At 61.2% G+C, this 22169-nt stretch carries 20 protein-coding genes; 6 read left to right on the top strand and 14 right to left on the bottom strand.

The genetic code is table 11. The features are described 5' to 3' along the window. Position 1 precedes the first annotated feature (1 nt). The 6 genes from FHT87_RS04025 to mmsB all read left to right on the top strand — a co-directional run bounded on the left by FHT87_RS04025 (position 2) and on the right by mmsB (position 5968). A complete protein-coding gene (locus FHT87_RS04025) occupies positions 2–787 on the top strand; it encodes an ABC transporter ATP-binding protein (RefSeq protein ID WP_183799645.1) in 786 nt (261 codons plus the stop codon). Further along, a complete protein-coding gene (locus tag FHT87_RS04020) occupies positions 787–1488 on the top strand; it encodes an ABC transporter ATP-binding protein (RefSeq protein ID WP_183799641.1) in 702 nt (233 codons plus the stop codon). The genes FHT87_RS04025 and FHT87_RS04020 overlap by 1 nt, the downstream gene beginning before the upstream one ends. 4 nt (positions 1489–1492) lie before the next feature. Further along, positions 1493–2380, top strand: coding sequence for a branched-chain amino acid ABC transporter permease (locus FHT87_RS04015; RefSeq protein WP_183799638.1), 888 nt, complete (start codon positions 1493–1495; stop codon positions 2378–2380). A 1-nt stretch (position 2381) separates the two neighbouring features. Beyond that, positions 2382–3371 (top strand): branched-chain amino acid ABC transporter permease, encoded by a 990-nt coding sequence (locus FHT87_RS04010; RefSeq protein ID WP_183799635.1) that lies wholly within the window; start codon positions 2382–2384, stop codon positions 3369–3371. Positions 3372–3481: 110 nt separating this feature from the next. After that, on the top strand, positions 3482–5077 hold the full coding sequence (locus FHT87_RS04005; RefSeq protein ID WP_183799632.1) for a GMC family oxidoreductase N-terminal domain-containing protein: 1596 nt from the start codon (positions 3482–3484) through the stop codon (positions 5075–5077). A gap of 9 nt (positions 5078–5086) precedes the next feature. After that, complete coding sequence (gene mmsB, locus FHT87_RS04000; RefSeq protein ID WP_183799629.1) at positions 5087–5968, top strand: 3-hydroxyisobutyrate dehydrogenase; 882 nt, start codon at positions 5087–5089, stop codon at positions 5966–5968. Positions 5969–5975: 7 nt separating this feature from the next. Here the strand turns inward: mmsB and FHT87_RS03995 are convergent, their stop codons facing one another. From FHT87_RS03995 to FHT87_RS03930, 14 genes are all read right to left on the bottom strand, one after another. Beyond that, positions 5976–7025: a DUF2218 domain-containing protein gene (locus tag FHT87_RS03995; RefSeq protein WP_183799626.1), complete on the bottom strand. Its 1050-nt coding sequence runs from the start codon at positions 7023–7025 to the stop codon at positions 5976–5978. Next, positions 7022–9010, bottom strand: coding sequence for a Fe(3+)-hydroxamate ABC transporter permease FhuB (fhuB, locus tag FHT87_RS03990; protein ID WP_183801006.1), 1989 nt, complete (start codon positions 9008–9010; stop codon positions 7022–7024). The genes FHT87_RS03995 and fhuB overlap by 4 nt, the downstream gene beginning before the upstream one ends. After that, entirely contained in the window at positions 9003–9878 is an 876-nt protein-coding gene (locus FHT87_RS03985; RefSeq protein WP_183725610.1) for an ABC transporter substrate-binding protein, read from the bottom strand. Before FHT87_RS03985 ends, fhuB begins: the two co-directional genes overlap by 8 nt. A 3-nt stretch (positions 9879–9881) precedes the next feature. Next, positions 9882–10661, bottom strand: coding sequence for an ATP-binding cassette domain-containing protein (locus FHT87_RS03980; protein ID WP_183725609.1), 780 nt, complete (start codon positions 10659–10661; stop codon positions 9882–9884). A 94-nt stretch (positions 10662–10755) separates the two neighbouring features. Next, the gene (locus FHT87_RS03975) at positions 10756–12918 is read right to left on the bottom strand and encodes a TonB-dependent siderophore receptor (protein ID WP_183725608.1); all 2163 of its coding nucleotides are present in this window, start codon (positions 12916–12918) and stop codon (positions 10756–10758) included. A 162-nt stretch (positions 12919–13080) separates the two neighbouring features. Next, entirely contained in the window at positions 13081–13965 is an 885-nt protein-coding gene (locus FHT87_RS03970) for a helix-turn-helix domain-containing protein (protein WP_183725606.1), read from the bottom strand. 116 nt (positions 13966–14081) lie between these two features. Next, complete coding sequence (locus FHT87_RS03965; RefSeq protein WP_183725604.1) at positions 14082–14837, bottom strand: fumarylacetoacetate hydrolase family protein; 756 nt, start codon at positions 14835–14837, stop codon at positions 14082–14084. A gap of 78 nt (positions 14838–14915) precedes the next feature. Next, positions 14916–16283 (bottom strand): FGGY-family carbohydrate kinase, encoded by a 1368-nt coding sequence (locus FHT87_RS03960; RefSeq protein WP_183725596.1) that lies wholly within the window; start codon positions 16281–16283, stop codon positions 14916–14918. Further along, complete coding sequence (gene rhaM / locus FHT87_RS03955; RefSeq protein ID WP_183725594.1) at positions 16280–16600, bottom strand: L-rhamnose mutarotase; 321 nt, start codon at positions 16598–16600, stop codon at positions 16280–16282. The genes FHT87_RS03960 and rhaM overlap by 4 nt, the downstream gene beginning before the upstream one ends. Continuing rightward, positions 16597–17607: an ABC transporter permease gene (locus FHT87_RS03950; protein ID WP_183725592.1), complete on the bottom strand. Its 1011-nt coding sequence runs from the start codon at positions 17605–17607 to the stop codon at positions 16597–16599. Before FHT87_RS03950 ends, rhaM begins: the two co-directional genes overlap by 4 nt. After that, positions 17604–18593 carry an ABC transporter permease gene (locus FHT87_RS03945; protein ID WP_183725590.1) on the bottom strand — a complete coding sequence of 330 codons (990 nt, stop codon included), beginning with the start codon at positions 18591–18593 and terminating at the stop codon, positions 17604–17606. Before FHT87_RS03945 ends, FHT87_RS03950 begins: the two co-directional genes overlap by 4 nt. Before the next feature lie 9 nt (positions 18594–18602). Next, positions 18603–20138: a sugar ABC transporter ATP-binding protein gene (locus FHT87_RS03940; protein ID WP_183725588.1), complete on the bottom strand. Its 1536-nt coding sequence runs from the start codon at positions 20136–20138 to the stop codon at positions 18603–18605. 73 nt (positions 20139–20211) lie between these two features. Continuing rightward, complete coding sequence (gene rhaS / locus FHT87_RS03935; protein WP_183725586.1) at positions 20212–21207, bottom strand: rhamnose ABC transporter substrate-binding protein; 996 nt, start codon at positions 21205–21207, stop codon at positions 20212–20214. Positions 21208–21254: 47 nt separating this feature from the next. Continuing rightward, positions 21255–22067 carry a DeoR/GlpR family DNA-binding transcription regulator gene (locus FHT87_RS03930; RefSeq protein ID WP_183725584.1) on the bottom strand — a complete coding sequence of 271 codons (813 nt, stop codon included), beginning with the start codon at positions 22065–22067 and terminating at the stop codon, positions 21255–21257. Positions 22068–22169 lie beyond the last annotated feature (102 nt).

Here is a 22169-nt window from a genome sequence, read left to right as displayed (position 1 = left end):
GATGGCGGTTTCCGCAATTGAAACTCAGGCCAAGCCGCGGGTGGTGCTTTCCGCCCGCGGCCTGCAGCGCGATTTCGGCGGCTTTACGGCCGTCAAGAATGTCGATCTCGATGTGCATGATGCGAGCGTCCATGCGCTGATCGGGCCGAATGGCGCCGGCAAGACGACGGTGTTCAATCTGCTTACCAAGTTCCTGCAGCCGACATCGGGCACGATTACCCTGATGGGCACTGACATCACCAGGACGCCGCCGGACAGGGTGGCGCGCATGGGCCTCGTCCGCTCCTTCCAGATCTCGGCGGTCTTTCCGCACCTTACGGTGCTCGACAATGTGCGGGTCGCCCTGCAGCGGCCGAACAATCTTTCCACGCAATTCTGGCGGCCGCTTTCGGCGCTCGACAGCCTGAATGAGCGGGCCGAGCAATTGCTTGCCAGCGTCGGACTTTCCAAGGAGCGCGATCATATCGCCGCCGATCTCTCCTATGGCCGCAAGCGTGTGCTTGAGATCGCCACCACGCTGGCGCTCGATCCGAAAGTGCTTTTGCTCGACGAGCCGATGGCCGGTATGGGGCAGGAGGATGTCGGCGTCGTCTCCGCCATCATCCGCGATGTTGCACGCGATCGTGCGGTTCTGATGGTCGAGCACAATCTCTCCGTCGTTGCCAATATCTGCCAGCATGTCACCGTGCTGCAACGTGGCGAAATCCTCGCCGAGGGGGACTATGCGACCGTCAGCCAGGACGAGCGTGTGCGCCAGGCCTATATGGGTACGGAGGAGCACCACTGATGGTACCGCTTCTCGAAATCCAGGGCCTCAATGCCTGGTACGGCGAAAGTCACATCCTCCACGGCATCGACATGACGGTCGGCGAGGGCGAGATGATCACCATTCTCGGCCGCAATGGCGTCGGCAAGACGACGACTTTGCGCACCATCACCGGCATTGTGCGTGCCCGAAAGGGAAAGATCAGCTTTGCCGGTACGGACATGATGCAAGTGCCACTGCACAAGACGGCGCACAAAGGCATCGGCTTCGTTCCCGAGGAGCGCGGCATTTTTTCGACGCTGACGGTTTCGGAAAACCTGCTGCTGCCGCCCGTCGTGGCGCCAGGCGGCATGAGCCTGGATGAAATCTACGAGCTTTTCCCGAACCTCTACGAGCGGCGCACGAGCTCCGGTACCAAGCTCTCTGGCGGCGAGCAGCAGATGCTGGCGATCGCCCGCATTCTGCGCACCGGCGTGCGCCTATTGCTGCTCGATGAGCCCACGGAGGGGCTGGCGCCCGTTATCGTGCAGCGCATCGGCGAAGTTCTGAAAACGCTGAAGGAGCGCGGCATGACGATCGTGCTGGTCGAGCAGAATTTTCGCTTCGCAAGCCGTATTGCCGATCGCTTCTATCTGATGGATCATGGGCAGATGGTCTCGGAATTCCCTGTTGGCGAACTGCCACAGCGCATGGATCTGTTGCACCAGGTTCTGGGAGTGTGACGCGATGACGATGATCTTCGGCATTCCCCTGCAGGCGCTGCTCGGCCAGCTGCTGGTCGGCCTGATCAACGGGTCCTTCTATGCGCTGCTGAGCCTCGGGCTTGCGATCATTTTCGGCCTGCTGCGGGTCATCAACTTCGCGCACGGCGCCCAATATATGCTCGGCGCTTTCGTCGCCTATCTGCTCTTGAATTATCTCGGTATAGGTTACTGGCCGTCGCTGATCCTGGCGCCCGTCATTGTCGGCCTTGCCGGCGCCGTCATTGAACGGCTCTTCCTGCGCCGGCTCTACGATCTCGATCCGCTCTATGGCCTGCTCTTCACCTTCGGGCTGGCGCTCGCCGTCGAAGGGACGTTCCGTTATCTCTACGGCTCGTCAGGCCAGCCCTATGCGACGCCACCGGCGCTAGCCGGCGGAATGAACCTCGGCTTCATGTTCCTGCCGATCTATCGCGGCTGGGTGGTGATCGTTTCGCTCGTCGTCTGCATCGGCACTTGGCTGCTGATCGAAAAGACCAAGCTTGGCGCCTATCTGCGCTCTGCAACGGAAAATGCCACTCTCGTCCAGGCCTTCGGTGTCAATGTGCCGGTTCTCTTGACCTTCACCTATGCGCTCGGTGCCGGCCTTGCCGCTTTTGCCGGTGTATTGGCAGCACCCATCTATCAGGTGTCGCCGCTGATGGGCTCGAACATGATCATCGTCGTCTTTGCGGTGGTCGTCGTCGGCGGCATGGGGTCGATCATGGGCGCCATCATCACCGGCTATGTGCTTGGTATCGCGGAGGGCCTGACGAAGGTCTTCTATCCGGAAGCCTCCAATATCGTCATTTTCGTCATCATGGCGATCGTGCTTCTCATCAGGCCCGCGGGCCTCTTCGGCCGGGATGCGTGACATGGCTGACATCACCGAAACGATCCGCACGGAAAAGAGCCGCACCGCGATGTCGGTGCAGACCGGGTTCCTGATCATCGGGCTGCTGCTTCTGCTGCTTGCCCCCTTCTTCTTCTACCCGATCTTCCTGATGAAGCTCTTATGCTTCGCGCTCTTTGCCTGTGCCTTCAACCTGCTGCTCGGCTATACCGGTCTGCTCTCCTTCGGCCATACGACCTTTTTCGGCGGGGCGGCCTATTTCACTGCCTATACGGTGAAATCCTGGGGCTTTCCGCCGGAGCTCGGAATTCTCGTTGGCGTTCTCGGGGCAGCACTTCTCGGCCTCGTCATGGGCTTCTTCGCGATCCGCCGGCAGGGCATCTATTTCGCGATGATCACGCTGTCGCTGTCGCAGATGTTCTTCTTCTTCTGTCTGCAGGCGGAATTCACCGAGGGCGAGGATGGCATCCAGTCCGTGCCGCGCGGCCATCTCCTCGGTTTCATCGATCTCAACAGTTCGACCAACATGTATTATTTCGTGCTGGCGGTATTTCTGATCGGCCTGCTGATCATCTGGCGCTTCATCAACTCACCCTTCGGCATGATCCTGAAATCGATCCGCGAGAACGAGCAAAGGGCGATCTCGCTCGGCTATTCCGTGGCGCGCTACAAGCTCGGCGCCTTCGTCATGTCCGCGGCGCTTGCCGGGCTTGCCGGATCGGTCAAGGCGCTGGTTTTCCAGTTTGCGACGCTGACGGATGTCGCCTGGCAGATGTCTGGCGAGGTGATCCTGATGACTCTGCTCGGCGGCATCGGCACCTTGATCGGCCCGGTCTTCGGCGCCGGTCTGGTCGTGACACTGCAGAATTATCTCGCCACCTCGGAATTTCCGGTGACCATCATTACCGGTGTGGTCTTCATGATCTGCGTGCTGATCTTCCGTCGCGGCATTATCGGCGAATTCTACGCCTCTCGACTCGGGCGTAAACTGGGCTTTGTCTATCGCCGCTGAATGGGCGGACCGCTTTTCCTGCAACGGGAGAAGATGTGCAGCGGCGGCGCGAAATCCCGCTTCCCCGACCCCGGGGAGGCGGGACGCAGCCATTTCGGAGTGCACGATCCATGGATCGCTACGACTATATCATCATCGGCGCCGGCAGCGCCGGCTGCGTGCTCGCGAACCGGCTGTCGGCCGACCGCAACACCAGGGTTCTGCTGCTGGAGGCGGGCGGCAACGACAACTACCACTGGATCCATATTCCCGTCGGTTATCTCTACTGCATCAACAATCCGCGCACCGACTGGTGTTTTACGACCGCGCCCGAGGACGGGCTGAACGGACGGGCGCTGAATTACCCGCGCGGCAAGGTGCTTGGCGGCTGCTCCTCGATCAACGGTATGATCTATATGCGCGGCCAGGCGCGCGATTACGATCTCTGGCGGCAGATGGGCTGCACCGGCTGGGGCTGGGATGACGTGCTGCCCTTTTTCCGCAAGTCGGAGGATCATTACCAGGGTGGGGACGATATGCATGGCGCTGGCGGCGAATGGCGCGTGGAAAAGGCGCGGGTGCGCTGGGATGTGCTCGACGCTTTCCAGCAGGCCGCCAAGGAGGCCGGCATTCCCGAAACGGCTGACTTTAACCGCGGCAGCAATGAGGGTTCGGGCTACTTCGACGTCAACCAGCGCTCCGGCATCCGCTGGAATGCGACGAAGGCCTTCCTGCGCCCCGCGATGAAACGCGGCAATCTCACTGTCATGACCAAGGCACAGGTGCGTCGGCTGCTTATCGAGGAGGGCGCTGTTGTTGGTGTCGAGTTCCAGCATGGCGGCACGGCGAAGCGGGCCTATGCGGCGAGGGAGACCGTGCTATCGGCTGGCTCCATCGGTTCGCCACATATTCTCGAACTCTCCGGCATTGGCCGCGGTGAGATTCTGCATCAGGCCGGTATCGATGTGCTGACCGAGGTGAAGGGTATCGGTGAAAACCTGCAGGACCACCTGCAGCTTCGGCTTGCCTACAAGGTCACCGGCGTGCCGACGCTCAACGAAAAAGCGTCCAAGCTGATCGGCAAGGCGGCGATCGGGCTTGAATATCTCCTGCGCCGCTCCGGCCCGATGGCGATGGCGCCGAGCCAGCTCGGTATCTTTACCCGCTCCGGTCCCGATAAGGAAACGCCTGATCTGCAGTATCATGTCCAGCCGGTATCGCTGGACAGGTTCGGAGATCCCGTCCACCCCTTTCCGGCGATCACGGCGAGTGTCTGCAATCTCCGGCCGGAAAGCCGCGGTTCAGTGCATGTTTCCAGCCCGGATTTTGCTGCCCAACCCGTCATTGCGCCAAGATACCTCTCGACGCAGCGCGATCGCGACATAGCTGTTCGTTCAATAAAGCTGACGCGCCGGATCGTGGCGCAGCCTTCCTTCGCCCGCTTCCACCCGGAGGAGTTCAAGCCGGGGCCGAGCTATCAGAGCGAGGTGGAGTTGGAGAAGGCAGCGGGCGATATCGGCACGACGATCTTCCATCCCGTCGGCACCTGCCGCATGGGCGTGGACAAGGACAGCGTGGTTGACCCGCGGCTCAGGCTGCGGGCGCTCGCCAAGCTCAGGATCGCGGATGCCTCGGTTATGCCCGCCATCACCTCGGGCAATACCAATTCGCCGACGATCATGATCGCCGAAAAGGCGGCGGTCATGATCATCGAGGACAACAGATAGGAGATGACCATGGCAAGGATCGCATTTATCGGTCTCGGCAATATGGGCGGGCCGATGGCCGCCAATCTCGTCAAAGCCGATCACGAAGTGCTGGGCTTCGACCTCGCTGCTCCTGTACTGAAGGCAGCCGAAGAAAGCGGCGTGAAGCCGGCAAGCCATGCCAGCCAGGCGGTCAAGGACGCGGACATCGTCATCACCATGCTGCCGCAGGGTAAACACGTGCTGACGGCCTGGACCGATATCCTGCAGTCGACTGCGCAGGGCACGCTCGTCATCGACTGCTCGACGATCGATGTCGAAAGCAGCCGCAAGGCACATGAGATGGCCAAGGCCGCGAGCTGCCTGTCGCTCGATGCGCCTGTTTCCGGCGGCACGGGCGGGGCAAGCGCCGGCACGCTGACCTTCATGGCCGGTGGCTCCGACGAAGCCTTCGCCAAGGCGAAGCCGATCCTCGAGGCCATGGGCAAGAAGATCGTCCATTGCGGCGAGGCAGGCGCTGGTCAGGCGGCGAAGATCTGCAACAACATGATCCTCGGCATTTCCATGGTCGGCGTCTGCGAGGCCTTCGTGTTGGCCGAAAAGCTCGGCCTCTCGCATCAGGCGCTCTTCGATGTCGCCTCCACCTCATCCGGCCAGTGCTGGTCGATCAATACCTATTGCCCGGTGCCGGGGCCGGTGCCGACCTCGCCGGCCAATAATGACTACAAGCCAGGCTTTGCCGCAGCGCTGATGCTGAAGGATCTCAGGCTGTCGCAGGAGGCGGCGCTGGTGAGCGGTGCATCCACGCCGCTTGGGGCGGAGGCGGCACAACTCTACGCGCTCTTCGAAAAGCTCGGCAACGGCGGCAAGGATTTTTCCGCCATCATCGAGATGTTCCGCGAAAAGATGTGAAGAGCGTCTAGCGCTCCCAGTAAGCGCCGATGCTCATCTTCTGGCGATCGTGGGCGCGTTCGGTCTTGAGAAAATCGCGAATGCGTTTGGCCTCGGACCGCTCGCAGCCGGCCCAGACGAAAGTGTCCGCATCGGCGTCAGCCAACGCATCCTTGATGGCGTTTTCGATGAGACCCATGGTGCCGGCCGGCGCGCCGTTGCGATGCATCCAGACAAGGTCGACCACACCGATTGACGGCAGGGGCAGTTCTTCCGCGGGGCCATCGACTTCGAGGAAGATGCGTAGCCGTGTTCCGGCCGGGACTTCGGCGGCGATGCGCGAAATGGCCGGCAGCGCCGTCTCGTCTCCGGCGAGGATCATCGTGGTGGCATCGGGAACTCCGCCGCCGCCAGGCCCCAGAGCACCGGCGATATCGCCGGGCTTCGCATTCATCGCCCATTCCGCGCCGGGCATGTTTTCGCCCTCGTGCAGCACGAAATCGATGTCGATCTCGCCACGCTCCAGATCGATGCTGCGGAACGTGTAGATGCGCACCGTCAGCGCATCCTCGTCTTTCGCCCATTCGATACGCCCATCCGCGCGCAGTTTCGGCCAGACAGGCACGCGACCCTTCGGCGGGATGAGCAGGCGGAAATGCAGTCCGCCATGAGCGAAATGCTTGGTGTCGTCGCAGGCAACGGTTACCCGGCGCATGTGCGGGCTGATATTGCGGGCGCCGATGACGCGGATTTCTCGCAGGTCCGGCAGCCGGTCGGATTTCGGCGCGTCCGACCAGGTGAGCTCCAAGGTGTCCTCGCCGGCAAACTGGAAGAGGTGCTCGGCAAGCACTGAGCGGGCATTTTGAAGTGCGCGCGCAGTTTTGCAGGAGAGCTCGATCGCAAGCGAGCGGCCTTCATGGCGGATATCGGCCTTGCCGATCATCATCTCCAGGGTCACCTGGTCGCCATCACGCCTGACGGTGCTGTGTTCGACAAAATGAGCGCAAAGCTCGTCGAGCATCCTGCCGGGATCGACGGCGATTGCGATGCCGGATGCGGTAAAAGGTGCAGCCATCATTGTTTGATGTTCTTTCGCGAAAGCAGCCAGATGAGGTAGGGACCGCCGATCAAGGCCGCGAAGAGGCCGACCGGGACCTGATAAGGGTAGATAACGACGCGCGAGAGCCAATCGGCTGTCATCAGCACGCCAGCGCCGAAGAGAACGCTCGCCATAAGCTGGTGCCCCGGCCGGTGGAAGCCGGCAAGCCGCGCAAGATGTGGGGCGATGAGCCCGGCCAAGCTGAGCGGCCCGACGAGGAATGAGGCGATTGCCGTCATCAGCGCGGCGAGAATGGCAAGTATCAGACGGCTCGCGCCGACGCGAAGGCCGAGCGAACGGCTGGAATTGCGGCCAAGCGGCAGCATCGTCAGCCAGCGGCCGAGAAAGGGCAGCGGCGCGACGAGGATGGCAAGTGAGACGATTGCCGTCCAAGCTTCAAAAGCGCCGGCGCGATTGGTCGAGCCGGAGAGCCAGGTCAGCAGGATGTATCCGCGCATATCGCCTTGAGCGAGCACCATGGTGACGATCGCCATGGCGAACGCGCCGATGCCGACGCCGGCAAGCAGCATGCGTTCCGGCGAGAATTGGGTGCGGGCGGAAATGGCGATCATCGCCCCGAATGCGGCGAGCGCGCCAAGTGCCATGGCGAGCAGCATGATGGCGGGTGAGGGGAAGCCGAACAAGAAGAGAGCCACGGTCAACCCAGCCCCGGCGCCGCTGCTGATGCCGAGAACTTCGGGACTTGCGATCGGATTGCCGGTCATCCGCTGCATGATGAAGCCGGCTGCGGCCAGCATGCCGCCGGCGCCGGCCGCGACGATGATGCGTGGCAGACGAAAGGGCAGGAGGCCGGTGAAGAGGGTGCCGGACGCGAGATGCCAACCGTCATCGGCCGGGCCGAGCGTGAGGAAGGCGACGAAGAGCAGCACAGCCGCGGCGCAGAGCACGGCAAGGGCAACAAGCGGCTTTGATAGTCTCGTGAGCGGCCGCGTCGATTGGGCCGGCGTGGCCGCGACGGAATGCACGCGCGGCAGCAGGAAAATCAGCAATGGGCCGCCGAGCAAGGCTGTCGCAGCCCCTGTTGGCGCCAGATCTGTGAAGCCGGGGCCGAGGATCTGGGTCAGGCAGTCGGTGAGGAAAAGCAGACCGGCGCCGGTCAGCGGTGCCGCGATCATCAGGCTTCCGGTGCTGCGTGCGCCGAGAAGCCTGGCGATTGCCGGCGCTGCCAAACAGACGAAACCTATGATGCCGACCTCTGCCGTGACCGAAGCAGCGAGCCAGATCGCGAGCGCAAGGATGGCGAAGCGGGCAGAATGCAATGCAAGGCCGAGGCTCCTGGCGCTGCTGTCATCCAGCGTCAGAATGCGCAACGGCCGCACCAGGATCAGGGCGGCGGCAAAGCCGAGGACAAGGCGGGGACCAAGCGAAAGCACGCCGTTCCAATCCTGCTGGCTCAGCGAACCGGCGCCCCAGATATAGATCGACATCGCATATTCGCCGCGCGCCAGGATGAGTGTGACGCTCAGCGCGGCGGCGATCATGCTGACGATCATGCCCGAGAGTGCGACGGTGACCGGATCGAGCCCGCGCCGCCAGCTTAAAGCGAGCACGATCGCGACGGCGCCGAGCCCACCGCCAAAGGCGATGATCTCTCGCGACAAACCTGGCAGCAGCGGCGAGAAGCTGAGCGCTGCCGTCATCGCCAGTTCCGCGCCCGAGGCAATGCCGAGCGTTGAGGCGTCGGCGATCGGATTGCGCAATACCCGCTGCAACAGCGTGCCGGAAAGGCCAAGGGCGGCACCGGCAATCAGCGCCAGTACGGCGCGCGGCATGATGCTGTTCCAGAGCAGAACGCCATCAAGCACGGCGGCTTGAGCGATGTCGCCGGGAACCTGCGGGCGTGTTGCGATCAGTAGCGCGAAGGCAGTGATGCAAAGCACCGGCAGCGCGACAGCGGCAAACGGAATGTCGAGGTTGCGGGCGGGCCTGGCGAGACTAACCATTCCATGCATCGTCAAGACCCTCCTGCAGAAGATCGGCAAAGCGCATGGCAGCCGGGAGCGCACCATAGGGATTGATGGAGCCGAGCGTCAGCACGCGCTTCTCGCGCACGGCAGGCAATGCGTTCCAGAAAGCGCTGGTCGAAAGTTCCTCGATTGCATCGGCCGGATGGGGCGGGATCATGACGATCCAGGCGTCCGGCATCGAGGCCAATGTTTCGATGCCAACGGGAGCGGCCGCCGAATAGCTGGTCGCTCCCTGCCAGGCATTGGTTAGGCCGACACGCTTCAGCACCTCGCCGAACATGCTGTCGGAACCGAAGACGCGGAAATGCCTGGCATCGCCGAGATTAATCGGGATGACCGGCCTGCCATCGCCCCCAGCAAAAGCCGTCTTGTAACGCTCAAGTTTGGTGGAGAGCTTTTCGGTAAGCTGTCTTGCAGCAGCAAGCTGCAGCTGCTCGCCGATGGCGAGTGTTGTCTGTTCTGCCAGCGCATAGGGGCTTTCACCGGGCCTGTAGATCGCATGGCTTTCGACAGGGGCGATCGGCTGCATGCGAGCATCCGCCCAGGCGTAGAAATTCGAATTGAGGATCAGCTCCGGGCGAGCGAAGCGCAGCACCTCGAAATTCGGCGTGCCGCGCAGGCCGAGATCGGTGACGCCGCCGGGAACGACAGGCGTGACCGCCACCTTACGGAACTGCCGCAGCTCCGTTCCGGCGACCACATTGGCGCTGATCGCCAGTAGGGTTTCGAGCAAGGCCCAGTCGAGGGTCGCGACGCGCGGGCTGTCGGCTGCCCGCAGAAGCGCGGGAGCCGACAGCGTGGCTGCGGCGCCGGCTAGAAAACGCCTGCGGGAGAAAGATGCCATGGCCTACAACAGGTAGCTGACCGGCTCGTTGCGAACCGGATGCGGGAAGACGCCCATGCCGACGCCGAAGATCGACTGGAGCTTATCGGCCTGCATGATATCGGCCGGCGCACCTTCGGCGGTGATCTGGCCGCGATTGAGGGCTATGATGGCATCGCAATAGCGCGCCGCGAGATTGATGTCGTGCAGGACGATGATGACGGTGAGGCCGCGCTCGTGGCTGAGCTCCTGCACCAGCGACAGGACGCTTGCCTGATGCGCGAGGTCGAGCGCCGAGGTCGGCTCATCAAGCAACAGGCAGCGGGCGTTCTGTGCAAGCATCATGGCGATCCAGGCGCGCTGACGCTCGCCGCCGGACATGCTGGCGACAAGACGATCAGCGAAATCCTCAAGCTCCGTGCGGACAATCGCTTCCTCGACCATCTCACGGTCTGTGGCGCTGAAGCGGCCAAGCGTGCCATGCCAAGGGAAACGGCCAAGGGCCACCAGTTCCCGCACGGTCATGCCGTCGGTCGCCGGCGTGAACTGCGGCATATAAGCGACATGGCGGGCGAAGGCGCGGCTGCCCCAGTTGGCGGCAGCTTTGCCGTCGAAGGCGATCGCACCGCTCTTTGGGGCAATCTGTCGCGCGATGATCTTCAGGAGCGTGCTCTTGCCGGAACCGTTCGGGCCGACCAGGCCGTAGATGCGGCCAGCCTCGAGCGTCAGATCAATGCCATTGAGGATGGGTCTGGTGCCGATGGCATAATCGATCCCGGTAAGGGTCAGGAAGGGCGTGGACACGAGGAAACTCCGGCTTGGCTGCAAAAGGGTTTGGGAGAAACCCTAACCCTCCCTTTATCGCAGCTTCCTGAAAAACTAAACTCTATTTGTCAACTTACCATTTCTTGCTGAGCTTGAAAGTGACCGTGCGTGCATCGCCATAACCGCAGACCGTAAGGCCTTGGCAGCTCGACACATATTCCTTGTCGAAGAGGTTGGCGACATTGAGCGATGCGGCCCAGTTTTCCTTCTCGTAGCGGATAGCTGCATCGAAAACCGTCGCCGATGGCACCTTTTCGGTATTCTGTTCATCCGCCCATGACCAACCTTGATGCCGAACGCCGGCGCCAAGGCTGAGACCTTCCAGCGCACCCGTCGTGACCAGGTAGTCAACCCAGAGCGAAGCCTTGACCTTCGGTGTGATATAGGGGGATTTGCCGACGAGAAGCGGGTTGGCCGCGTTTTCCAACACTTCCATGTCGGTATAGTCGAGACCCGCAGTGACTTTCCAGTTGTCGTTGACGTTGACCTTGCTTTCGAGTTCGAAGCCGCGCGAACGTACCTTGCCGAGCTGGCTCTGTTCGAAGGTGATCGGATTGGTCACGGCATTGTTCCGCTTGTCGATCTGGAACACGGAGGCTGTGATCACGCCATCGAAGAAGGTCGGCTCATATTTGACACCGCCTTCGATCTGATAGCCTTCTTCAGGCTTGAGGGGGCCAGAAATGCCGGTGCCGATCAACGGGTTGAAGAAGCTTGCCACGCTGACATAGGGGGTCAGGCCGTTGTCGAACTCGTAGGCGAGGCCGGCACGACCGCTGGCCGCGCCGTCGTCGAAGCTGTAGCTCGTGCCGATCGCGGCATCGGAATCGATATCGACATGGTCATAGCGGCCATTCAGTGTCAGAAGCCAGCCGTCGCCGAAATGGATCTGGTCCTGAGCGTAAATGCCGATCTGCTTCATGGTCACGATGCCGTCAGCGTAAACGAAGTTGGCGCGCTGCGGCGTGCCATAGACCGGGTCGGTCGCGCTGATCGGGTTCGAGCCGCAGCAAGCCTGCCAGTTGTCCAGACGGTAATATTTGTAGTCGATACCAGCGAGCAGGTTATGCGTCGCGCCACCGAATTCGGCCTCGCCCTCTACGCGGTTGTCGATGCCAACGGAATCGACGCCGGACCGACCTTCGAAACCGATACGGGCAAGGGCGTAATCTGGAGCTGTTGGGACGCCACCCACATAGCCGTTGAGGTACGGACCCTGCTCATGTTTATCCAGGCGGCCATAACGGAAGTTCGAGGTGAATTTCACGCCGTTGTCGAATTCGTGCTCGAATTCGTAGCCGACCATCTTCTGCACATAGCTGCCGTCGTCGATATCAGGCTCGCCGTAGAAGGCGTCGCGCGGGATCTTGCCGAAGGGCGCGTCCACGACCGTGCCCTCATAGGGGAAGAAGCCGTTGCCGGTGTGGACCTGATCGAGGCCTGCGAGATAACCCCAGACGGTGAGGTTCGTCGCATCGTCAGGGGCGACCCTCAGCTGCGGCATGATGAAGCCGCGGAAATCATGAGAGAAATCGGAGTAGTTGTCGCCGCCGGAGACCTTGCCGGTGATCCGGTAGGTCATCGTATCGCTGGAGCCGACCTTGTCGGAGATATCGAAGCCGGTAAAGGCGTTGCCGTTACTGTTGATGCCGATATCGGTGTAATAAAGCGGCTCGTCGAGCGGGCGCTTGCGTACGAGATTGATGATGCCGCCGGGATTGGCGCCGCCGTAAAGAACCGAGGCCGGCCCCTTCAGAACCTCGACACGCTCCAGCATGAACGGATCGATCTGGAAACCGCCGAAGCCGTAGCTGAAGAGGTTCAGGTTGTCGAAAAAGACGCCGGTCTGGGTGGCGTTGAAGCCGCGGATATAGAACCAGTCGGTATCGGGATCATTGCCGAAGGGCTGGGTTGTGACGCCAGGTGTGTAGAGGAGTGCTTCGTCGACTTTGTTGGTGATGCCGTGATCATCCATTTCCTGCCTGCCGATGACGGAAACCGACTGCGGGATTTCGTTGATCGGCGTATCGCTCTTGGATCCGACAGACGAGTTCTTCGCGACATAACCTTTGACCGGACCGGTGGCGCTGTCATCACCGCCCTGGATGACGATCGGCGCCAATTGTGTCGGATTGGCATCTTGAGCAAGGGCGGAAGAGACCGCCATGTTGCCGGCGAATGCCGTTCCTGCCAGTAGATATGCCCTGAAGATGAGCCCTTTGGTCTGCGCTCGCATGATTTACCCCACTCGTGCCGCGGCCTCGCTTGCCACGGTATGGCCTTGAATAAGTCGAGTGTTTAACTCAATTTTAATTGGCCGGATTGTCGCGATCGAGTGGAAATTGAACGTTCTTGGGTAATTTTCCGTGCTGTGAGCAAACGTTCAGACGTGTTGCAATTAGGCAATCTGCGCCTTCTTCCAGTTCGCCGGCGTGGTACCCAAATTCTTGCGGAAGACGCGGGTGAAATGGGCCTGATCGGCAAAGCCGGTTTCCACCGCGATGGTCGTCAGAGGATATTCGCTCCCGACCAGCAGATGTTTTGCGCGCTCGAGGCGAGCGTTGGTCTGGTATTGATGCGGTGCCACGCCGGTGGACGCCTTGAAGGCGTGACTGAAATGCGATTGCGACAGGCCGGTGACCGCCGCCACTTCTTCGAGGCGGATATTGCGCAGGCAATTTTCCTCGATGAATTCGATGGCACGGCGCAATTGCCAGGCGGCAAGCTTGCTGCGCTTGCGCGGCTGTACCTGAGTGAGCTTCAACACATCGATGATGAGGGAGAGCGCCAGGCCGTCGCCATAGAGATCATGGAGCGGCTGCGGATTAGCGCATTCGGCGGCGATCAACTGGGCAAGCGACAGCACGCGCTCGTCGGAAAACTGCAGTTGCGCATTGGCGAGGCGCTGCGGATCGAGCTCGTCGCCGAGCCTTCGGCTGATGGTCTCGACATCGAAATGGATGTCGAGATGGCGCACGGAATGCACGTCCACCAGATCGGCCCAGACCTCCATGTCGGCCGGAACATAGGAGATCGGCCGTTTTTCGGTGTCCTGCACTGTGCCATGGGCACGCGGCGAGAGCTTCACCCGCGAATTGCCAGGCCCGCGCTTTTCGAGGAGGATGAAAAGCCGCGGGTCTTGCGATACGTAGTAGCCGCCGCAATGGGAGGCGCATTCGACATCCCAGACATCGGCCACGATGCCGTTCCACACCCGGCGATTGACGCCTTTGGTGACGGAAAAACCGTGAATCTTGTTCTGCATGCGCGGTTGAAATGTCATTCCCACTTCCGCCTCCGGCCAGATGGCCAGAATAAACCTTCGTATGAAACTCAAGTTTAATACAGGAGGCAGAGCGGTATGACAATCACCCGGATTCGCTGTGCGAAAAGCCGATATCAGACGACGGACAAGGTCAGCCGCGCGCTGTCGCCGAAGTGGATATCGATCTCGCCGGGTTCGGTGAGTTCGACGGCGCCGCTGAGCGTACCCGTGGTGACGAGCGCGCCTGACTTCAGCGAATCTTCCGGCCGCAGCGGGTCGTTGACGTAGTCGAGGAGCCAGAACAGGACGTCGCCCTTCGGATGCTTGGCAAGGCCATCATAGATCACCTTGCTGCCATGGGTGACCTTCACCGGCGTGCTTGCGGCCGTATCGATAAAGCTCTTCGCAATGGTCGGGCCGAGCACATAGCCGCTATTGCCGAGACGGTCTGCGAGGAAGAGGAGGAAGGAGACGGCGCCGCTTTCCTTGACCGCAGTGACGAGCAGTTCGGCACCGAGATAGGCGGTGGAAATCGCATCCAGAACTTCGGCGCGGCTGTAAGGTGCGCCCTTGCGATACGGTAGGTCCTTGCCGAAGCGCACCGCAATTTCGGCTTCGAATTTCATGCCCGGATACCAGGGGATCGTCGCGCCGGAGACGGCTTCGGCATAGGGATGGAGGGGCGCAGTAACCGGCTGGCCCTCAGGGGAGGCCGTAACCTTCCAGGCATTGCTGGCGACAGCTTCGCCGGCCTTCAGGAAATTCTGCGCTTCCATGCCCTGGTGAAAATCGTTCGGCAGCGGAAAGGCGCTCGTCGGCTCCTGCTTTCCGTCCTGACGCAGGCTGTAAAGCTTGGCGGCCAGCGCCCGCGGGTCGAATGATTCAGTCATGCTGTCCCCTTCATCAAATCGAGAGGTGCCACAGTAACGGCGCAGCCGGTCTGAGCAAGGGCGCTGTTGGAAAGACTGTTATTCCATCGCGGCGTACCAATGCTCCCGATAGTCGGAAAGCCCTGGGATGGCCGAGGGTGCGAAATGTCTTTCCGCGCCGGAGACGGGTCTGATGCCGGCAAGCAGCGCGGCACCCTGGCTCGTGCCCGTCGAGCCCGGCAGCGCCATCGTGTCCCGGCCGGTCAACGCGGAAAGCAGGAACAAGTAGGCCTCGTTCAGCGCGAACGGACCTTCGACGATAACAGGGCCTTTCGCGCCGATCAGCCCGAGACAGGCCTGTGTCATCAGCGCCAGATAGAGGCAGACCGCGGCATATCGCTCTTGGCGGCTGGCGCCCTCCACACCCACCCAGCGGCTGACCTTGCCGGGGAAGGGACCGGAACCAGGCGCCACGTTCGGCAGCAGCATGATACCCTTGGCGATGACATCGGCGACGGCAGCTCGTGCCGCGGCATCGCTGACCTCACCGATTTCCGTTGAGAGAATCTCGAATTCGCGACCGCCCATGAAACGGGACGACGGCACGGCGCGGCCATAGGCGTCGACATTGGCAAGCGCATCGCGCTTCGCGTCGAGGTGGTCGAGATCGCCGCCGACGCCGAAATTGATCACCCATGTACCGGTCGAGACGACGGCGAAGGGTGCCTCACGGCCGACGAGATGCGGCAGCAGCGAGGCATTTGAATCATGGATACCGCAATAGACGGGCACGGAAAGCCCAATTTCATCGGCGATCTCGGGCAGGACTGGACCAAGCGCATCGAAAGCCGAACGGATCGGCGCCATCCGGGCGCGAATGGCCAGCGTGTCGACCAGCGAGGAATAAGCGCCGGTTTTCGGGTTCCAGAGATCGGTGTGACAGCCGAGCGAGGTCGCCTCGTTTGCCGCGACACCGGTCAGCCGTGCGGACCAGTATTGTGCATAGGTAAGGATGTTTGCGACTTTGGCGAACGCGTCCGGAAAGGCGGTCTTTTGATAGTGCAGCTGTGCGCCGACATTCAGCCCCATCGATAGGCGTGGCGAGAATGTCTCGGTAAAGGGCGGACGGAGCGCGTCGTAGGCGTCGCGGATGCCCTGCGGATATTCATGCTCGTAATCGATGACAGGCATGGCAAGTTTGCCATTTGCATCGAGCAGGGCGGCAGCTGCCCCATGGGTGGTGATCGAGATCGCGTCGAAGCCCGGCTCCCTGGCGAAGGCCTTGAGTGAGGCCAGCGCGAAATTCCAGAGGGTTTCGATATCGTAATGCGGATAGAGACCATCGCGTATGACGGTGTTCGGCTGCTTGCGAACGGCGATTTCAGCGCCCGTCGCGCTGTCCAGCACGACGACCTTGGCGTTGGTCTTGCCGATGTCGAGAACGGCGATGTGGCGATAGTCACTCATGGCATATGGAAGACGGTGACGAGGTCGCTTTGAACTGGCGAATTATCCGGATTGGTTTCCATGATGTCGCCCATATGCGCCCACCACTTCTTCATGACGGGATGTTCGGGCAGGCTCGCCATGGTGTGGTCTTTCGGGCGTGTCAGCACGCCGAAAAGCGTATTGGTCTCGCGGTCGAGATGGATGGAATAGTCGCTGGCGCCCGACTTGTGCAGGAGATCGACCAGTTCCGGCCAGATCTCGTCATGCCGCCTGCGATATTCGGCCTCCATGCCGGGATTGAGCTTCATCTTGAAGGCGTATTTTTCCAGGGTCATTTGGCGCTCATGGCTTTGATGCGGCGGGCGATGATCGGGATCGCGATGGTGATGATCAAAAGCAGGCCGATGAAGATTGACATGACGATGCCGGGCACGTTCAACAGGCCGAGGCCGAAGGTGACGAGGCCCATCACGAAGGCGGCAATGACGACGCCGCCGATCGTGCCGGAGCCGCCGAGGATCGAGATACCGCCGAGCACGACCATGGTGACGACTTCGAGCTCCCACCCTTGCGCGATCGAAGGACGCGTCGAGCCGAGGCGCGAGGTCAGGCAGACGGCGGCGAGACCGCTCATCACGCCGGTCAGCAGGAAGAGGATGAATTTCACGCGCTCGACGGGAATGCCGGAGAAACGGGCGGCGAAATCATTGTTGCCGATCGTATAGACTTGTCGGCCGAAATTCGTCGCATGCAGCAGGATGGCAAAGAGGATCGCCAGCACGATGAACAGTACGAATTCGAAGGAGAAGACCCAGACGACGTAACCCTGGCCGAAATAGGCGAAATCCGCCGGATATTTGCCATAGGCCTGGTCGCCGAGCACGATATAGGAGATGCCGCGAAACAGGCTCATCGTGCCGATCGTGACGACGATCGACGGCAGCTTCAGCACTGAAACGAGAAAACCGTTGAAGACGCCGCAGATAAGCCCGGTGCCGATGCCGATCAGAACGAGGCCCGGCGTGCCGACGCCGACTTGTGCAGCTGCACCCATCGCGGTCGAAGCGAGCGCGATGATGGCGGCGACCGACAGGTCGATTTCGCCTGATATGACGAGCAGCGCCATGGCAAAGGCGATCATTGCCTTTTCGGTGAAATTGAAGGTCGCGTCCGAGAGGTTCCAGGCATCGAGGAAGTAGGGCGACGCCACGGAATTGAAGATGAAGATCAGGACGGCCACCCAAAAGAGCAGCACTTCCCAGCTCGACATGATGCGCTTGAAGGGCGTGCCGAGGCGATCAGGAATGACGCGCTTTTCGGGTGTTGAAGAAACGGCGCTCATGCTGCGACCTCCGCTGCTGCGCGATCCCGCAGGATGATGCGGCCCCGGTTGCGTTCGCGCCGGGCATTGAAGACGACGGCGAGGATGATGACGGTTCCCGAGATCGCCATCTGCGTGAAGGGCGAAATGCCGATGACGGGCAGGGCATTCTTGATGACGCCGAGGAAGAGCGCACCAAGCACCGTGCCGGCGACCGAGCCAACGCCGCCGGCAATCGAAATGCCGCCGATCACGCAAGCCGCGACGCTATCGAGCTCGAAGCCGTTGGCGATATCGACATAGGCGACCGCATAACGCGAGACCCAGAGATAGCTGGACAGACCGGCGAGCGCGCCCGAGAGGACGAAGGCCAGGAACTTCGTCCGGCCGGTATCGATCCCGGCATAGACGGCGGCCGTCGGGTTGCCGCCGGTTGCATAGGCCGAGCGGCCGAACTGGCTGTAGCGCAGCAACATATACATCAACGCAACGATGATGATCGCAACCCAGCTCAGTACCGGCAGGCCGAGGATCGGCGTGCGCGGAATAGCAAGGAAGGTCGGCGTCATCTGGTGAGCATTGACCCAGGCCCCACCCGACAGGACGAAGGCCATGCCGCGATAGATGGTGAGCGTGCCGAGCGTCACGACGATCGGCGGGATTTCGAGGCGCCAGACGAGGAAGCCGTTGATCGAACCGAGGGCTGCGCCGATTACGACTGCTGCAAAAATGAGAACGATGAGCGGCAGCCCGGGAAAGGCGGCGTTCATCATCGCGATTGCCATGCCGGTAAAGGCGAGGTTGGCTGCGACCGAAAGGTCGATCGATTTCGTCAGGATCACCGTCATCTGGGCGAGCGCCAGGATGATGAGGATTGCCGTATCATTGAAGATGCCGGCAAGATTGTCCGGCGTGGCGAAATCGGCAGCGCGCGTCGAGAAGGCGGCGATCATCACCACGATGATGGCGAAGAGCAGAGTTTCGCGTTTTCTGATCAGTCTCATCATGCCGTCACCTCATGCATTTCCGGTCGCCGCGCGCACCAGCGCTTCCGGCGAAAGCTGATCGCGTTCGAAGAACCCTGCCGACAGGCCCTCCTTCATGACGAGCACGCGGTCCGACATGCCGATAATCTCGGGCAGTTCGGAGGAGATCATGATGATGGAGAGGCCTTCGGCGGCAAGCTCGCTGATGAAGCCATGGACGGCAGCCTTCGAGCCGATGTCGATACCCTTGGTCGGCTCATCGAGGATGATGACCTTGGGCATGGTGGCAAGCCACTTGCCGATGACGACCTTCTGCTGGTTGCCGCCCGACAGCGTGCCGACCGGCACGGATAGGGCGGCAGCACGCAGGTCCAGCCGCTCGGCATATTTGCGGGCGAGCGCGAATTCCTCCGCCGCCTGTAGGAAGCCCTTGCGCGAGGTGCGCGCCAGAGAGGGAAGCGTCATGTTCTGGTAGATCGGCATCGGCAACGCCAGACCGTGACGGCCGCGCTCTTCCGGCACGTAGACGATGCCGGCGCGGATGGCGTCATGTGGCGAGTTGATCGCAATCTCTCGGCCTTCAAGTGACAGCCTGCCGGAGAGCGGCCTGGTGATGCCGAAGAGCGATTGGGCGAGCTCCGAACGTCCGGCGCCGATCAGGCCGTAGATGCCGAGGATCTCGCCCTTTCGCAGCGTCAGCGAGATGTCGCGGAACTCGGTGCGGTGACAGTATTTGTCGACTTCGAGCACCGGACCGCCGATCGCGACATCGATCTTCGGGAAGGCGTTTTCGACATCGCGACCGACCATCATGCGGACGATTTCGTCCTGCGGCGTTTCTTTCAGCTTCCCGTGACCGACGGCCCGGCCGTCGCGGAAAACGACGTAATTGTCGGCGATCTCATAGAGCTCGTCGAATTTGTGGCTGATGAAGAGGATCGCCTTGCCGCTCGCCTTCAGGCCCTCGACGATGCGGAAGAGATCGTCGATCTCCTTGCGCGAGAGGGCGGCTGTCGGTTCGTCCATGATGACGATGCGGGCCTCGATCGACAAAGCGCGAGCGATCGCCACAAGGTGACGCTGCGCAATCGAGAGGTCCTTCAGGCGGATCGTCGGATCGATATTGCTTTCGAGCGAAGTCAGCAGCGTTCTTGCGCGGCTGTTCATCTCGCTCCAGTCGATCGTGCGCCAGCGTGTGCGCGGCGCATGGCCGAGGAAGATGTTTTCGGCAACTGAAAGCTCGTCGAAAAGCACGGTTTCCTGATGGATGGCGGTCACGCCGGCATCGATGGCGGCCTGTGCCGTCGCAAAATGCACCGGCTTGCCGTCGACGATGATCTCGCCCTCGTTCGGGCGATAGATGCCGGTCAGGATCTTGACGAGCGTCGACTTGCCGGCGCCGTTTTCGCCGATCAGTGCCGTCACCTTGCCGGGATAGAGCGCGATGCTGACATTGTCGAGCGCCTTCACGCCCGGAAAGATCTGCGAGATGCCGCGCATTTCCAGAATGGCGGCTGCGTCGTCGGCTTTTGGGTCCGTGACGGGATATTGAAGGGCAGGGGTCATCAGCAAGCTTACCACCATCGAAAGAGAAGCCCGGCGGCAGAGCCGCCGGGTGTCCGTTCATGATCTCTGGAAATCAGAAGACCTTGGAGAACTGGTCGATGTTCGAGGCATTGTAGACGAAGGGGTCGGCCATAGCGGCTTCGCCATTGTCGCCAATCTTAATCTTGCCCATGCGGCCGGCTTCGATTTCGCTGCCCGGCTTGCCGTCGGCATCACCCTTTGCAAGGTGATAGGCGATCTGGGTTGCGGAATAGCCGAGGTCGATCGGGTTCCAGATGGCGAATTCCTTCGTCGCGCCGGACTTGATTGCGCCAGCCATTTCAGACGGCAGGCCGAGACCGGTCACGTAGACCTTGCCGACCAGGCCCTTGTCTTCGACGACCTTGGAAGCAGCCAGAACGCCGACCGTCGTCGGAGCGACGATGACCTTGACGTTCGGGTTGGATTTCAGGAGGCCTTCGGCTTCACGATAGGACTTGTCCGAGAGGTCGTCGCCGTAGACAGTGGTGACGAGGTTGAGGCCCGGGAAGTCCTTGAGCTGCTTCTTCATCTGGTCGATCCAGATGTTCTGGTTGGTCGAGGTCGTGGTGGCCGACAGGATGGCGAAGTCACCCTTGCCGCCGTCGAGATGATCCTTGGCGAGCGTCAGGCACATCTTGCCGATCAGCTCGTTCGAAGACGGGTTGAGCTGCAGGATGCGACCTTCAGGGGCAACGCCAGAGTCCCAGGAAATGACCTTGATGCCGCGCTGGGCAGCCTTCTTCAGCGCCGGAACGACAGCGTCCGGATCGTTTGCCGAGATGGCGATGGCATCAACGCCCTGAGCGATCAGCGAGTTGATGACTTCGATCTGGCCTTCGGCCGTCGTGCTCGTCGGGCCGGTGTAGATCACTTCCACGCCGCCGAGTTCCTTGGCTGCTTCCTGAGCACCCTTGTTGGCGGCGTCGAAGAAGCCGTTGCCGAGCGACTTCACGACGAGGCCGATCTTGATGTCCTTGGCGCTTGCCGCGCCAGCCATCATGGCGACGGCAAACGCCACGCCGATTGCAAGTGTCTTTGCAAGTTTCATGTCATGTCCTCCCACTGAGATTTAGACTTCCACACCTCGCCGACGCCTCATGCGACCGACGAGGAATCCTCCTTTACTGCCTGCGCCGTTGGGCTCGCGACAACGAGCCGGACGCCTGCATTCCCGATCATACGGGCCGCCTCATCGGCGATACCGTCGTCGGTTATGATTGTCGAAACCCGGTCGAGCGCGCAAAGGATGAGGCTCGACCGGCGATTGAACTTGCTGGAATCGGCCATGACGACCAACTCGTCGGCCTGATGCATCAGCTTCTGCTCGCTCTGGATAATCAGTGCGTCAGCTTCCATGATGCCGAGCGGGCCGACGCCCTGGGCGCCGATGAACATGCGTCGTGCATAGAAATTGCGGATCGCGTCATTGTCGAAGGGAGACAGGATCAGGCTCTGCTCGCGATAGATCGCGCCGCCCGGCACCGTCACCGTGTTTTTGGAGTGCTTTACCAGATGCTCGGCAATGGCGAATGAATTGGTCATCACCTGCATACGATGGCCGGCCATATAGTGAACCATCTGGAAGGTGGTCGTGCCGCCGTTGATAATGATGGCGTCGCCAGCTTCGCAAAGATCGACGGCTGCTCGCGCAATTGCGCGCTTTTTATCGATATTGACTGATTCTGACACCCGGAAGGGACGGCCTGCAAGATTTCCGAGCTGCGGCGGATGCACAGCCTCCGCGCCGCCACGAACGCGCCGGATCTTGCCCTGCACGTGAAGAGCCGCAATGTCGCGCCTGATCGTCGCTTCAGAAGCGTCCGTCAGCTCGGAAATGTCCTGAATCGTAACGACGGACTTTTCCTGGACAGCGCTTAAGATAATGCGATGGCGTTCGCGTTCGTGCATTGGGCTCCTCCTCTTGTCATATTTATTTCGTATCCGTTAAAGCCTGTCAATCAGAAACGATCATAAATTTTCATATTGCGATGCAACATAATCGAATTTGAT

This window comes from Rhizobium sp. BK316 (genome assembly GCF_014193695.1).
GTDB lineage: Bacteria > Pseudomonadota > Alphaproteobacteria > Rhizobiales > Rhizobiaceae > Rhizobium.
The sequence above is the reverse complement of the archived record's forward strand: the minus strand, read 5'-3'. Positions and strand labels throughout refer to the sequence as shown.

Bases quoted from the DNA above. Each gene is read 5' to 3' on its own strand.
- FHT87_RS04025 (WP_183799645.1), top strand. From the start codon at position 2: ATGGCGGTTTCCGCAATTGAAACTCAGGCCAAGCCGCGGGTGGTGCTT.
- FHT87_RS04020 (WP_183799641.1), top strand. From the start codon at position 787: ATGGTACCGCTTCTCGAAATCCAGGGCCTCAATGCCTGGTACGGCGAA.
- FHT87_RS04015 (WP_183799638.1), top strand. From the start codon at position 1,493: ATGACGATGATCTTCGGCATTCCCCTGCAGGCGCTGCTCGGCCAGCTG.
- FHT87_RS04010 (WP_183799635.1), top strand. From the start codon at position 2,382: ATGGCTGACATCACCGAAACGATCCGCACGGAAAAGAGCCGCACCGCG.
- FHT87_RS04005 (WP_183799632.1), top strand. From the start codon at position 3,482: ATGGATCGCTACGACTATATCATCATCGGCGCCGGCAGCGCCGGCTGC.
- mmsB (WP_183799629.1), top strand. From the start codon at position 5,087: ATGGCAAGGATCGCATTTATCGGTCTCGGCAATATGGGCGGGCCGATG.
- FHT87_RS03995 (WP_183799626.1), bottom strand. From the start codon at position 7,025: ATGATGGCTGCACCTTTTACCGCATCCGGCATCGCAATCGCCGTCGAT.
- fhuB (WP_183801006.1), bottom strand. From the start codon at position 9,010: ATGGTTAGTCTCGCCAGGCCCGCCCGCAACCTCGACATTCCGTTTGCC.
- FHT87_RS03985 (WP_183725610.1), bottom strand. From the start codon at position 9,878: ATGGCATCTTTCTCCCGCAGGCGTTTTCTAGCCGGCGCCGCAGCCACG.
- FHT87_RS03975 (WP_183725608.1), bottom strand. From the start codon at position 12,918: ATGCGAGCGCAGACCAAAGGGCTCATCTTCAGGGCATATCTACTGGCA.
- FHT87_RS03970 (WP_183725606.1), bottom strand. From the start codon at position 13,965: ATGACATTTCAACCGCGCATGCAGAACAAGATTCACGGTTTTTCCGTC.
- FHT87_RS03965 (WP_183725604.1), bottom strand. From the start codon at position 14,837: ATGACTGAATCATTCGACCCGCGGGCGCTGGCCGCCAAGCTTTACAGC.
- FHT87_RS03960 (WP_183725596.1), bottom strand. From the start codon at position 16,283: ATGAGTGACTATCGCCACATCGCCGTTCTCGACATCGGCAAGACCAAC.
- rhaM (WP_183725594.1), bottom strand. From the start codon at position 16,600: ATGACCCTGGAAAAATACGCCTTCAAGATGAAGCTCAATCCCGGCATG.
- FHT87_RS03950 (WP_183725592.1), bottom strand. From the start codon at position 17,607: ATGAGCGCCGTTTCTTCAACACCCGAAAAGCGCGTCATTCCTGATCGC.
- FHT87_RS03945 (WP_183725590.1), bottom strand. From the start codon at position 18,593: ATGATGAGACTGATCAGAAAACGCGAAACTCTGCTCTTCGCCATCATC.
- FHT87_RS03940 (WP_183725588.1), bottom strand. From the start codon at position 20,138: ATGACCCCTGCCCTTCAATATCCCGTCACGGACCCAAAAGCCGACGAC.
- rhaS (WP_183725586.1), bottom strand. From the start codon at position 21,207: ATGAAACTTGCAAAGACACTTGCAATCGGCGTGGCGTTTGCCGTCGCC.
- FHT87_RS03930 (WP_183725584.1), bottom strand. From the start codon at position 22,067: ATGCACGAACGCGAACGCCATCGCATTATCTTAAGCGCTGTCCAGGAA.